This is a genomic window from Oleispirillum naphthae, assembly GCA_027864655.1.
GTDB lineage: Bacteria > Pseudomonadota > Alphaproteobacteria > Rhodospirillales > Rhodospirillaceae > Oleispirillum > Oleispirillum naphthae.
Window position 1 is genome coordinate 1 of sequence record JAQAZG010000013.1, and the last position, 12,325, is coordinate 12,325.

The window sequence follows — 12,325 nt, forward strand, 5'->3', positions numbered from 1 at the left end:
CTCGTCTCTGGTCCATCATCGACACATGCTTCCAGGGCATCACAACGCTCCCGCATCGTTTGCCCAAATGTGTCAGATATGTCCCCGAACAGGTGTCAGATATCTACCCGGTCTATACAGGGCAAAGCCCCTGGACTGGTTCTATGCTTCACCCCCGTAGCGCCTGGGCCGGGGGCTCGCGGTAGGCGAGCGCGGCGGGCAGGGCGGCGAGCAGGGCGGCGAAACCGGCGAGGCCGAGGGCGAAGGGCACGTCCTCGGCGGTGAAGCCGACCGGCAGGACGATGCCGTTCTCCGCGGCGAAGGCGGCGGCGAGCGCCTGGGAGACGGCGTAGCCGATGGCGAAGCCCGCGGCGATGCCGGTGGCGACGAGGGTGAAGAGTTCCAGCCAGACGATGAGGAAGACCGCGCGGCGCGGCGCGCCGAAGGCGCGCAGGGCGCCGATCTGGCGCTTGCGCTGGGCGACGTGGATCACCGTGACGAGGACGAGGGAGGCGGCGACCAGGGCCTGCGCGCCGACGGCGATGGCGAAGAGGATGCGCCGGGCGTCGCCCATGGTGGCGTAGAGCGCGGTGAGCACCTCGGCGGGGAAGACCGCCTGGGTACGGTCGCCGCGGTAGTCCTGGCGCAGCTTGTAGGCCGCGGCGACCGACCTGGGCTTGACCAGGATGGCGGGCAGGCCGGGGGCGTCCTCGGCGTCCCAGTGCTCGGTGAGCGGCGCGTCGGCGTCGATGCCGTGGTGGTGCTCGTGTTCTTCGTGTTCGTCGTGTTCGTGCTCGTCGTGGTGGCCGAGGCCGTGGACGTGCCAGACCGCCTGCACCGGCACCAGGATGGCGCGGTCCCAGGCGGTGCCGGTGGGTTTCAGATGGCCGACCACGCGGTAGCGCACGTCGCCGTGCCGGTGGCCGCCCGCGCCGGGCCGGCCGTGCACCGGCACGATCTCCGCGCCGAGCGCCAGGTCCACCGCCGCGCCGGTCACCGCCTCGCCCTCGCGCGCAAACATCCGCCCGGCGGCGAAGCCGCGGCCGGTTTCGGCGACCAGGGTGGTGGTGGTGCCGACGATCGGGTTTCCGGCGTAGAAGTCGCCGAAGCCGATCGGCGCGGCCCAGGCGACGCGGGGATCGGCGGTAAGCTTCGCCAGGGTTTCGCCGGACACCAGCGGCAGCGGCGCGGGTTGCAGGAACACCGCGGAGAGGACGAGTTGCGTCGCGCTGCCCGGCGCGCCGACGATGAGGTCGAACTTGGCGGCGGCGCGTGCGCTGCCGAGGCGGAGCGCGCGCTCCTGCAGACTCACCGCGACGCCGAGCGCGGTGGCGAGCGCCACCAGCAGCACCACGACGAGGGAGCCCGCCCACAGGCGGCGGAGGTCGGCGAGGATGAAGCGGATCATGATGCGGTCTCCGTGTCCTCGGCGATGCGGCCCGACGCCAGGGTGATCCTGCGCCGCATCCGGGCGATCAGGCGCGGGTCGTGGGAGATCACGACGAGGGTGCCGCCCTCCGCCTCGGCAAGGTCGCAGAGCAGGTCGCCCACCGCCGCGCCTGCCGCGGCGTCGAGGCTGGCGGTGGGTTCGTCGGCGACGATCACGCCGGGCTTGCGCAACAGCGCGCGCGCCACCGCGACGCGCTGCATCTCGCCGCGGGAAAGGGTTTCCGCCCTTTGCTCCGGCCGCGAAAGGCCGACGCGCTCCATCAGTTCGCGGCCGCGCGCGACGCAGGCGGCATCCGCGGCGCGGGCGAGGCGGGCGGGCAGCAGCACGTTGTCGAGCGCCGAGAGGCCGGGGAAGAGATGGAAGTCCTGCATCACCAGGCCGACGTTGGCGGCGCGCCAGCGGTCGCGCGCGCCCTCGCCCAGGGGGGCGATGTCGGTGCCGTTCCAGTCGATGCGTCCGGCATCGGCGCGGGCGAGGCCGGTGATCAGGTTGACCAGGGTGCTCTTGCCGGAGCCGGATGCGCCGGTGACCGCCAGCCGTTCGCCCGCGGCGACGGCGAGGCGGTCCACCGCGAGCACCGGCGCGGCGAGGCCGGGGAAGCTGACGGAAGCGTTTTCCAGGGTGAGGGCGAGCATGAGATCACACCGTGCGGTAGGTGGCGTCGCGCAGGCGCAACAGGCTGAGGAAGCCGGTCTCCGGGTCGGTCCAGGAGCCGTATTCCAGCTTGCCGGTGACCTCGATCACCTGGCTCGGCTGCACGAAGGTTTGTTTCTTGCCGAGGTAGACGACGACGATGTTGTCCGGCCAGTCGGCATCGGAGGAGCAGAACGGGCAGAGCGCCATCGGCACCGAGGTGAGCACGAAGAACTGCGCCTCGGCCTTCAACGGCGGGGCCATGAAGCCGAGCATGGCGATGCGCTCTCCGGCGAGGCGCTTCACCTTCTCCGAGAACTCCAGGCCGAGCACCCCGACCTTGCCGTAGAGCTCCGCGAAGGTCAGCGTCTCCCGCGCCGCCGCCGGAACGGCGGCAAGGGCGAGGGGCAGGGCGGCGATCAGGCGCAGCGCGGCGCGGCGGGAAAGGGGCATCGGGTGATCCGTCCGGTCGGGGCGGGACGGCCCGGAAGTCCGGGCCGTCCGTCGCCGGGGTTGGGTTACTTGCCGAGGGCGAACACGTCGGCGAGGACGCGGTAGACGTCGCTCTCCTCCATGTAGCCCTTGAACGCTTCGGCGCCGGGGCCGCTCGCCTGCAGCACCACGTCGTCCACCGCGTGCACCGCGGTGCTCTCGAACTTCGGAATGTTGCCGATGCGCAGCACCGCGCCGGGCACGTTCTTGTAGGCCTCGTTGGCGACGTAATCGCCCTTCTCGTTCTTGATCGTCGGGGAGAAGGAACCGTCCATCTTCGGGCGGAAGGTCTCGTAGTGGTCCGGGAAGTCGGCGGCGAAGATGGCGAGGCGGCGGGAGACGTCCACCCGGTCCGGATAGAGGTCGTGGTTCTTGTCCTCGTAGTTGGGGAACCCGGCGCCGTCGTAGATGCCCACCTTCTCGCGCATTTCCGTGCCCGGCTTGTCGTCGTCGATGGTGCCGATCACCGAGATGCCGTGGGTGTGGTCGCCGGTGACGACGATCAGGGTGTCGGGGTGGGTCTTGACGAAGGCCCGCGCCGCGCCGATCGCCTTGTCGAACTCGATGGTATCGACGATGGCGCGCTCCCAGTCCATGGGGTGCGACATCTTGTCGATGGAGGCGCCCTCGACCATCAGGAAGAAGCCTTCCGGGTTCTTCGACAGACGGTCGAGCGCCGCCTGCGTCATTTCCACCAGGCCCGGCTGGTCGGGGAAGGTCTTCACCGTGTCCTTCTTCAGGAACAGGCGGTCGAGCGCCACATCCATGTTGCCGGTGTGGTAGAGGCCGAGCAGCTTGCCGCTCGCGGGGGCCTTCTCGAGTTCGGCGGCGCTGGTGGTCAGCGCGTAGCCCGCGTCCTTGAACAGCTTGATGTAGTCCTTGCCGTCCTTGCGCTTGGAGCCGGGAATGCCCTTGGCGAGGAAGTAGGCGGAGCCGCCGCCCATCAGCACCTCGGGCTTCACGCCGTAGAACATGCCGACGATGTCCGCCTTGTCGGCGCGGCGGCGGGTGTGGGAGACCACCGCCGCCGGGGTGGCGTCTTCCACTTCCGAGGTGGTGACCACGCCGATCGACTTCTTGGTCGCGCGGCGCAGCGCCTCGGCGATGGTTTCCACCTTCGGGTCGTCCTGGCTCGGCGGAGTGCGGTCGGCATAGACGCCGAGGGCGTTCACCGCGCTCTTGTGGCCGGTCATGTAGGCCGACATGGTGTTGGCGGAGTCGGTGGCGATGGAGCCGGTGGACGAGGTGCCGATGAACGCCATGCGGTCCAGGTCGTCCATGTAGAGGCGGCCGTTCGCCTTGCCCTCGGTCATGCCGCGCGACATGATGCGCGCCGCGGTGCGGTGCGCCACGGAAAGCCCGTCGCCGAGGAAGAAGATGATGTTCTTCGCCTTCGGCTGCGCCGCGGTGGCGTAGACGTCCCAGGCGACGCTCCTGGTCTCGCCGCCCGCCTTCACCGCCACGGTGTATTTGCCGGGCTTGGCCAGCGTGACGCCGCGCAGGATCAGCGCGGAGCCGAGCACCTTGCCTTTCTTGTCCGTCTCCTCGGGGACGAACTGCGCGGAGCCGCCCAGCGCATCGGCATAGGAGGCGCCGTTCACCGTGACCTTGAGGTCCTTGGGCGAAACGACGCTGTCCAGCTCGACTTTGAAGTCGAAGGGGGAGTTGACCAGGATGGTGGCGCGGTCCAGCGGGTAGACGGTGGCCGCGTGGGCCGTGCCGCAGAGAGCCGTCGCCGCGGCCAGGGCTGCGAAAAACCTGCGCATGGGAACCTCTTTCACGGGAATGGGAAAAACCGAACCGTGAGAGTGTAGGGGAACCCACGCCCGCCAGATGATGACGTTTGCGTGATGTTTGCGGAGATATTCTCCCGCTATTTCAGGCAACTATATGGCTTCTACGGGTCGTTCCAGTCCCGCCGGAAGGCCTTTCAGGGCTTGGCCGGGGCGGGCTTTTCCGTCTCCGCCGGGGCGGGGAACTCCAGGAGTTCGATGTTGCGCCGCACCTCTTCCAGCAGGGGCGAATCCTCCGGCAGAACCAGCAACGCCGCCTTCCAGTCGGCGCGCGCCAGATCCGGGCGCTTCTGCAGGCGGTGCACGATGCCGCGCTCCAGCCGCGCCTGCGGATTGTCCGGCTCCGCCTTCAGCGCCGCGTCCAGGTCCTGCAGCGACAGGTCCGGCGCGTCGAGATAGCGGTAGGCGGAGGCGCGCATCACCAGCGCCTCCACGTTCCCCGGGCGGAGCTTCAGGGCCTCGTTGAGGTCGTCCACCGCAAGGCCGTAGTTCTGCGCCAGGGCGCGGATGCGGGCGCGGCCGATCCACAGGTCCGCATCCCTGGGGGCGATCCGGATCGCCGAACTCTGCGCGGCGTGGGCGCGCGCCCAGTCCTTCGCCGCGCTCCACGCCTGCGCCGCCTGCGCCCACATCGCGGCGCGCGTCGCCTCGTCCTGGCTGCTCTTCCGCGCCAGGGCCTCCAGCCGCTCCGCCGCATCCGCCGCGAAGCCGAGCTTGAGCAGCGCCGCGGCGGCGCAGTGCTTCGCCGGTTCGCCGCCGCCGAGCGCCGCCCAGGCGTCCGCGTCGTCGAAGGCGTCCTTGGCGCTGGCGTCGATCTTCGCCATGCACGCCGCATAGTGCGCCGCATCCGCCTTGCGCGCGGCGACCGCCGCCGCCGTCGGCGGCTTGGCTTGCGGCTTTTTCGCCTCCTCCGCCGGGGCGGACGGGGCGATGCATTGAGCCAGGGCGAAAAGGAGTGCTACCCTGGCGGACCGGCGCGAAAGGAAGGAAAGCGACATCGTGACGACGCCTCATCTGTTGATCTTCGGTCTCGGTTATACAGGCTTGCGCCTGGCGCGGGAATGCCTCGCCGCGGGCTGGCGCGTCTCCGGCACGGTGCGCGGCCCGGAAAAGGCCGCCCGCCTCGCCGCGGACCGCATCGCCGCCTATCCCTTCACCCCCGGCGAAACCCTGCCGGAAGCGGAACTCGCCGCCGTCACCCACGTGCTCGACACCACGGTGCCGGACGCCGCAGGCGCCGCGCCGCTGCCGGAAATCCTCCGCCTCTCCGCCGCAGGGGTGCGCCCCGTCTGGGCGGGCATGCTCTCCTCCACCGCCGTCTACGGCGATTGCGCCGGACGCTGGGTGGACGAAACCGCCAGGCCCAACCCCGGCTCCGCCCAGGGGCGCGCCCGCCTGCTCGCCGAAACCCAGTGGCTGACCTGGGGCGCGGAAACCGCAACCGCAACCCATATCTTCCGCCTCCCCGGCCTCTACGGTCCCGGCCGCTCGGCGCTCGACGCGGCGCGCGACGGCACGGCGCGGCGCATCCATCGCGCGGGCCACCGCACCAGCCGCGTCCACGTGGACGACGTGGTCGCCGCGCTGCGCCTCTCCATGGCCGCCCCCAGCCCCGGGCGCATCTACAACGTCGCCGACGACGAACCCGCCCCCAACGCCGCGGTGGTGGACTTCGCCTGTGCGCTGCTGGGCGTCGAACCGCCGCCGCTGGAACGCTACGAAGACCTCGCGCCCACCGACCCGCGCCTGCGCTTCCTCAAGGAAAGCCGCCTCGTCTCCAGCGCCCGCCTCAAGGCGGAACTCGGCTGGACGCCGCGCTACCCCTCCTACCGCGAGGGCCTGCAAGCCGCGTTCGCGGAGGGGTGAAACCACACCTTCGCGGGGGAGGTCAGGCCCCTCCGCACCGGGTGTTTCCCCATCAGATTTTCGTCCCCATGGGAATCCTGTATGGCGGCGCTCTCCGGGGGATTCCCCGTTTTCATGCATCACGTGAACGCAACGGGCCCAGGCGCCGCTCCGTGTGGCGTTAGAATCCGCTTTCGCGTTGCAGAAGGGCGATCAGGCGGCGATGAAAGTGGGCGAGGAAGCTTTCCCGCTCCGCGGTGATGACGGCGGTTCCCGTCATCGCACGGGCGACCGGCGGCGCACCGGGAGCGGGGGCCAGGCGCACGATATAGACCGCTTGCGCCGGGGTTTCGACGCCCGTGGCGTCGCGGTGCACCTGCAACGGTCCGCCGGTGGTGGAGGATACATAGGGGTCGGAGAGGGCACGCATGCCGGTTTCGTCGATTTCGGAGACGACGGCGGAGACCGGTGGGTACAGGCCGTCACCGGGGAAGAAACGGGCTGTTGCGCCGGTCTTCAGGCGCGGCATGTCTTCTTCCCGCACATAGGCGCGGAGGATTCCCGCTCCGGGCTCGACGATGGCGAACAGTGTTTCTCCCCTCTGCACCCAGCGGTCGCCACGGCCGTCGGCATCGCTCAACCCGGCTTCCATATCGGTGACGATGCCTGCGTGCGGCGCGGCAAGGCGCAGCCGCGCCGCATCCTCGGAAAGATTCTGCAACACGCGGGCCTGCGATTGCAGGCGGGCATCGGTGACCAGGGTGAGGCGCAGATCCTGCTGTACGCCCAGGTCGGCGCGCTGGATCGTCATTTCGGCGAGGCGGCGTTCCGTCTGCATCAGGGTGAAGGCAAGTTGCGGCGCGACGATTTCGCCAAGAGGCGCTCCGGCGGCGACGACTTGTCCCGGACGGACGGCCAGACGTTTCAGGATTCCCCCTTCCGGGGCATAGATCGGGGTATAGGTCGCGTCCAGCACCGCCGGCGCGGTGACGGAATGCCGCCACGGCAGGAACAGAAAAGCGGCGCCCCCGCACAGCAGCACGGCGACAAGCCGCAGCGCCTTGCGGTTGCTGCCGATTTCCCGGCGTCGGCGCCACCAGTGACGGAACTCCCTCAGGATCGGCGCGAGGAGGAAATAAATCACCTCGACGGCGAAGAGGGCGATGCCTGCCAGTTTGAAGAACAGGTGATAGACCGCCAGGGCAATGCCTGCGTACAGGGTGAAACGATAGATCCAGATGGAAAAGGCGAAAATCCGCAGCAATGGCCGGGGCGTTTCCGGCGGCGGATCGTTGATGCCGAAGAGCGTGCGCCGCAGCGTCCAGCGGCCGATTGCGTGGGCGCGGCTTTCAAGATTGGGTTCTCCGATCAGGTCGGAGAACAGGAAATATCCATCGAAGCGCATCAGGGGGTTGAGGTTGACCAGGAGGCTCAGAATCCAGGTCGATGTGGAGAGAAGGAAGACGATCCCCCGGCCCGGCCCGTCGGGAAGCAGATTCCACAGCAGCAGGCCGATGCAGGCGATGGCGAATTCCACGGCAATGCCTGCCGCGCCTACGGTCAGGCGGTCGCGGCGGCGCGGCAGTTTCCAGGCGTCGGTGGCGTCGGTATAAAGAACCGGCCAGAACACGATGAAGCAGACACCGATGGTGGGCACCCGGAGACCATGCGCCTTCGCCGCATAAGCGTGTCCCAATTCATGCAGGGATTTCACTGCGGTTATCGTCAGGGCATACGCGGCGAAACCCTCGAGGGACAGGAAACGGGAAAACGTGGAGAGGAAGGCATCCCACTGACGAGAGGCGAGAAACAGTCCGAACAAGCCCATCGACAGAATGACCGTCAACGTGGTCCGCCCACCCAACCAACGCACCCAGGGCAGAGTGGCGGCAAGGAAGCGGTCGGGGCGCAGCAGGGGAATTTTGAACGAGATATAGCCGTGCAGCAGGCGGGCGAAGGGGCCGGGTTGGCGCAGGACGTGGGTGACGAAGGCGTTTTGTTGCAGGGCATCGCCCTCCACCAGATGATGCAGGCGGAGGAAGGCAAACAGGGTTTCCACCTCGGCCTCACCGGTCGGGTGGGCGAAGCGGCGGCTCGCTTCGGCGGCGATATGTGCGGCGGGGGAGCCGTCCACCAGTTGCAGCAGGTCGGCCTCCACCCCGCCGATGCGGAAAAAGCGGTTGGCCGCCGCGTCATGCAGAGTCCAGGCTGTGGCGCCGTCGTGATCCGGTTCGGCCGGATAAAGGGACAGATCGCGCCGCAGCCGGGGCGGCGGCGGCATCTGACGGACGGTTGCGTCCGCAACGGCGGTGGCGGGAGCCTTCACCATTGCAGCCACGGCCTCGCCGCCGCCCAGGGCCGGCGGAACAGATAATAGAACAGGCTGACCTTCCGGCCGAACACGCGTGCCGTGCCGCGCAGGCCGATGCGCGGCGGCGTGGTTTCCGTGAAGCCGGCTGTGGCGCGATAGGCGAGCGGTCCTTCGGGGGTGTGCTGTGCCTGGAAGTCCATGTCGTCCAGGGTTGCCGCCAATGGAGCGCCGGGATCGGTGTTGAGGAACAGGTCGATAGGCGCGCCGCGTTGCAGCGGGATGTTGTCGTGGATGGGAAGCCACGCCTCCAGAAGCACCGTCTTCGGGTTGGCCAGGGTCATGATGCGTTCGCCCAGGGTTACCGGCTTGCCTTCCAGGCGGTTGACGTCCGACAGGATGATCACTCCGTCGGCTGGGGCGCGCACGTCGATACGCGCCAGCAAGGCCTGTTCATAATCCACCTCGGCGATTTTCTGGACGATCTGCGCCGCCAGCACCGGCAGACGCGCGGAGGCCTGCGGGTCGTGTCCGGTGCTTTGTTGCGCTTGGCGGTATTCCGCCTGCGTCACTTCCAGTTCCTGTTGCGCCATGGCGAGTTTGGTGCGCAGGGCGCGGTCGTCCAGGCGGAAGAGAGGATCTCCGGTCTTGACCTCCTGGTTGGGCTTGACCAGGACCTTGCTGATGACGCCGTCCAGGGGGGCGCGCAGAACCAGGGGGTCGCGGGGAACCACCTCGGCAGGGGCGAGGACGCTCAGGCGCACCGGCAGGAGGAGGACGAGCAGCGCGGCGGCCAGGGCGCCGATCGCCCAGCGGCGCGAGCGGAAGGGGCGGCGTAGCCGCCAGCGTCCCGCCGCCGCAAGCACCAGGAAGACGTGCGCCGCGGCCTCGGCGATGCGACCGACGATGCGGATTTCTTCGTCTGTCCAGGGGGTGGCGCGGGCGACCAGAAGGCTGCCCAGAGGGTTTCCCCGTCCGTCGAGCGGCGCCCACAGAATTTCCGCGGGAAGAAATTCCCGCGCCGATTCCGCCAGTTCCACGGAAAGGGCGGAGAGTTCGACGCGCCGCGGCGCGCAGGGATCGCCGCCGTTGCGCAGATGACGGCACAAACTTTCCACAAAAGCGGTGAACGGAGCGCCGTGAGCGGGTTCCGGCAGGCCGGAGACGCTTTCCACGCGGCCACCCGCGCCGGTATTGCGCCACAACAGGGCGATGTCGGTGGAAACGATCAGGCGGATGTCGTTGACAAGGGAAAAACCCAGTTCGGCGATCGTCGCCGCCTGCCGCAGGCGGCTTTCCAGCAGCAGCAGATTGGCGAGACTGCGAAGCTGCGCGTCGCGAGGATCGGGCGCTTGGGTCATCGCGATATCTTGGCTGAGGGCAGGGAAAGCATGCCGCTCATCCCCGGCATCAGTCCCTCGGGCGGGTCGATCAGGCGGCCGATGATGCGCACTGTCTGGCTGACCGCATCCACTTCGCCGGTGGTGCGTTCGATTTCACCCGCGACGACGGCGCCGGTCTCGTCGATGCGGATGGCAAAGCGGCTGCCGGGTTTCAGGGAATCGATCCAGAGGGACGGCACCGCCGCCTCGACCTGCAATCCCCTGGTATCCACCAGACGCAGCAAGGGGGTCCCCTCCGCCACGTACTGGAAAGCCTGCACGGCCTTTTCCGTGACGACGCCTGCGAACGGCGCCTTGATCGCGCAGTTGCGTTCCACCGCGACGATACGGCTGATCTCGGCGTTGGCGATCGCCAGTTCGGCGCGGCTGAGTTCGAGGTCGAGGCCACTGACGTTCTGCATGCGGGACAAGCGTTCGTTGACGTGGAATTTGGCGGCCGCGGCCTCGGCGCGCGCCTTGGCGACATTGTGGGAGGCGGTTACCGCGGCGCAGTCGAAACGGGCGAGTTCCATTCCCTTGACGACGGTTTTTCCCGGTTCGACCGGGATGGATTCCAGGCGGCCCGCCATGCCTGCCGCCAGGATGGTGTGGTGGCGCGGCCGGATCTGGCCGCGAATGGCATTCCCCGGCCGTTCCGCCGCCGCCGTTCCGGAAAACCCGCTCGGATATGGCGTCAAACCGGCGGGATGGGCGACGGGCGGCACGGGCAGCGGCGCATCGGGGGCGACCGTGCCGCCGGCCAGCGCGGGAGTTTCCGCGCAGGCGCCGCCCGGAAGGCCGCAGACGGCGGCAAGGACGATTACGGCGCGAAGAAGAGGACTGTTCATGTCGTCGATGCCGATGGCGTGACCGGAGTTCCCTCCGCCGTGGGTGATGCGAGATCGGTCAGCGCGCCGTCGGTATAACGATCGAATTCCGCACCGATGTGTGCCGCCAGATCGTCCACCGAATGATGCTGATAGTCGTCGGGGATCGGATGCACGCCCAGGGATTGCAGGAACAGGGCGAAGGCGTCCTGAGCCTCGGCATAGGCGAGGGAGGAGGTGACGCGGGAGCGCAGGCCGCGCATGCGGTTCTTAAGGTCGGCGATGCCGCTGGTCGCCTCGCTTTCCAGGGCCTGGGCGCTCAACTGGACGATGTCGCTGTCCAGATTGTCCAGCTTCTGCGCGCGGTCCAGGCGCGCCATGGTGTCGGCATAGCGTTGCCAGGCGAGGTGCACTTTGGTGATGACCGCCATGTGGGTGGCAAGGCGGCGCGCCTGGGCCACCTGGGTGCGGGCTTCGTTGTTGTCGGTGATGTCCGGCAGGCTCAACACCCGCATGATGTTCCAGTTGACCCGGGCTCCGGCGGTCTCCCAGTTGTTGCTCCAAAGGAAGCTGTTGCTGTCGTAGGTGATGCTTTTGAAAAGCTCGACCCCCGGCATCAGCCGCAGAAGGGCCTTGCGGGATTCGTCGCGGTCCACCCGTTCCTTGTAGATTTCCGCCGTATAGTCGCTGGAGTTGACCAGGGCGCGGTCCTCCATGCGCGGAAAGTCCGGCTGGAAGAAGGGCAGGGGCGGCAATTCGGCGGGAATGTCGAGGGAGACGTTCTTGTCCGGACGCAGGTTGATGAGCTGCGCCAGATCGGTCTGCGCGGCGCTTGCGGATTGGCGCAAGGCCTCCAACTGCTGGCTGATCTCCATCAGCGCGCGGATGTCTTCCAGCGTCGCGAGAGGCGCTCGCAATTGTTCCGACCGGATCTGTTGCAGGGCGACGAGGGCCGTCGTGGCGCGTTCCTGCAATTCGTCCACTTCCGGGGTGATCTGCTGCATCACGGCGGCGCGCCAGAAACTGGTGCGGACTTGTTGCACCAGTTTCTCCATGGTCTTGCGGCGCGCCAGGGTGGCGACCAGAAAGCGGTTGGACTCCTGGCGCGCCTGGAGATAGCTCACCCCGAAGTCCAGAATGTTCCAGGAGAACCGTGCGTCCACGGTCCAGCGGGCGCGGTCCTCGGAGTACGACGGCACCAGGGACTGCTGGTGGGTGATGACGTTCTCGCTGGACGAGGCATTGAAATTGTTGCGGTCGGTATAGGAGCCGGTACCTGCCAGGACCGGCAGCATGTCCATTTTCGCCAGTTCGAAGCTGCGCTGGGCAAGCGCCTGTTCCATAAGAAGCAGGCGGTGTTGCAGGTTGAATTTTACCGCACGCGCCATGGAGTGCGGCAGGTCCAAGGGACCGGCGAGCGGCTCCTCGGAGTCCGCGATCGTCTTGGCATCGGCGCCGACTGCGTCGGCGATTTCGGCAGGCGACAGCGGTTCCGGCTGCATCGAGCATCCGGCCACCGCGGCTAAGGCCATTGCGGCGAGCAGTATCTTCTTCATCAAACGCTTTCCCCCATTGGTTGGTCCGGCTTTGCCGCGGACTCGATATCTTGATCTTGT

At 68.2% G+C, this 12,325-nt stretch carries 10 protein-coding genes; 1 reads left to right on the forward strand and 9 read right to left on the reverse strand.

Going from position 1 to position 12,325, the window contains the following annotated elements; translation table 11 throughout:
• Positions 1-148: 148 nt before the first annotated feature.
• The 5 genes from O7R11_RS13110 to O7R11_RS13130 all read right to left on the reverse strand — a co-directional run bounded on the left by O7R11_RS13110 (position 149) and on the right by O7R11_RS13130 (position 5,345).
• Positions 149-1,387: an ABC transporter permease gene (locus O7R11_RS13110; protein ID WP_337997982.1), complete on the reverse strand. Its 1,239-nt coding sequence runs from the start codon at positions 1,385-1,387 to the stop codon at positions 149-151.
• The gene (locus O7R11_RS13115) at positions 1,384-2,064 is read right to left on the reverse strand and encodes an ABC transporter ATP-binding protein (protein ID WP_337997983.1); all 681 of its coding nucleotides are present in this window, start codon (positions 2,062-2,064) and stop codon (positions 1,384-1,386) included. Before O7R11_RS13115 ends, O7R11_RS13110 begins: the two co-directional genes overlap by 4 nt.
• Positions 2,065-2,068: 4 nt before the next feature.
• The gene (locus O7R11_RS13120; protein ID WP_337997984.1) at positions 2,069-2,515 is read right to left on the reverse strand and encodes a hypothetical protein; all 447 of its coding nucleotides are present in this window, start codon (positions 2,513-2,515) and stop codon (positions 2,069-2,071) included.
• A gap of 65 nt (positions 2,516-2,580) precedes the next feature.
• Positions 2,581-4,320 carry an alkaline phosphatase gene (locus O7R11_RS13125; protein ID WP_337997985.1) on the reverse strand — a complete coding sequence of 580 codons (1,740 nt, stop codon included), beginning with the start codon at positions 4,318-4,320 and terminating at the stop codon, positions 2,581-2,583.
• Positions 4,321-4,484: 164 nt separating this feature from the next.
• The gene (locus O7R11_RS13130; protein ID WP_337997986.1) at positions 4,485-5,345 is read right to left on the reverse strand and encodes a tetratricopeptide repeat protein; all 861 of its coding nucleotides are present in this window, start codon (positions 5,343-5,345) and stop codon (positions 4,485-4,487) included.
• A gap of 1 nt (position 5,346) precedes the next feature.
• Here O7R11_RS13130 and O7R11_RS13135 point away from each other — a divergent pair, with 1 nt between their 5' ends.
• Positions 5,347-6,213, forward strand: a complete 867-nt coding sequence (locus O7R11_RS13135) for an SDR family oxidoreductase (protein ID WP_337997987.1) — start codon at positions 5,347-5,349, stop codon at positions 6,211-6,213.
• Between the two features lie 160 nt (positions 6,214-6,373).
• Here O7R11_RS13135 and O7R11_RS13140 read toward each other — a convergent pair whose 3' ends face one another.
• From O7R11_RS13140 to O7R11_RS13155, 4 genes are read right to left on the reverse strand one after another with little or no spacing between them, the layout of a single operon-like run.
• On the reverse strand, positions 6,374-8,521 hold the full coding sequence (locus tag O7R11_RS13140; protein WP_337998089.1) for a site-2 protease family protein: 2,148 nt from the start codon (positions 8,519-8,521) through the stop codon (positions 6,374-6,376).
• The gene (locus tag O7R11_RS13145) at positions 8,515-9,861 is read right to left on the reverse strand and encodes an efflux RND transporter periplasmic adaptor subunit (RefSeq protein ID WP_337997988.1); all 1,347 of its coding nucleotides are present in this window, start codon (positions 9,859-9,861) and stop codon (positions 8,515-8,517) included. The genes O7R11_RS13140 and O7R11_RS13145 overlap by 7 nt, the downstream gene beginning before the upstream one ends.
• Positions 9,858-10,730, reverse strand: a complete 873-nt coding sequence (locus tag O7R11_RS13150) for an efflux RND transporter periplasmic adaptor subunit (RefSeq protein ID WP_337997989.1) — start codon at positions 10,728-10,730, stop codon at positions 9,858-9,860. Before O7R11_RS13150 ends, O7R11_RS13145 begins: the two co-directional genes overlap by 4 nt.
• Positions 10,727-12,265, reverse strand: coding sequence for a TolC family protein (locus O7R11_RS13155; protein WP_337997990.1), 1,539 nt, complete (start codon positions 12,263-12,265; stop codon positions 10,727-10,729). The genes O7R11_RS13150 and O7R11_RS13155 overlap by 4 nt, the downstream gene beginning before the upstream one ends.
• Positions 12,266-12,325: the final 60 nt, after the last annotated feature.

What these genes read in the sequence shown, in the direction of transcription:
- O7R11_RS13115 (WP_337997983.1), bottom strand. Translation starts at nt 2,064, where the DNA reads ATGCTCGCCCTCACCCTGGAAAACGCTTCCGTCAGCTTCCCCGGCCTC.
- O7R11_RS13125 (WP_337997985.1), bottom strand. Translation starts at nt 4,320, where the DNA reads ATGCGCAGGTTTTTCGCAGCCCTGGCCGCGGCGACGGCTCTCTGCGGC.
- O7R11_RS13140 (WP_337998089.1), bottom strand. Translation starts at nt 8,521, where the DNA reads ATGGTGAAGGCTCCCGCCACCGCCGTTGCGGACGCAACCGTCCGTCAG.
- O7R11_RS13155 (WP_337997990.1), bottom strand. Translation starts at nt 12,265, where the DNA reads ATGAAGAAGATACTGCTCGCCGCAATGGCCTTAGCCGCGGTGGCCGGA.
- O7R11_RS13130 (WP_337997986.1), bottom strand. Translation starts at nt 5,345, where the DNA reads ATGTCGCTTTCCTTCCTTTCGCGCCGGTCCGCCAGGGTAGCACTCCTT.
- O7R11_RS13150 (WP_337997989.1), bottom strand. Translation starts at nt 10,730, where the DNA reads ATGAACAGTCCTCTTCTTCGCGCCGTAATCGTCCTTGCCGCCGTCTGC.
- O7R11_RS13110 (WP_337997982.1), bottom strand. Translation starts at nt 1,387, where the DNA reads ATGATCCGCTTCATCCTCGCCGACCTCCGCCGCCTGTGGGCGGGCTCC.
- O7R11_RS13145 (WP_337997988.1), bottom strand. Translation starts at nt 9,861, where the DNA reads ATGACCCAAGCGCCCGATCCTCGCGACGCGCAGCTTCGCAGTCTCGCC.
- O7R11_RS13120 (WP_337997984.1), bottom strand. Translation starts at nt 2,515, where the DNA reads ATGCCCCTTTCCCGCCGCGCCGCGCTGCGCCTGATCGCCGCCCTGCCC.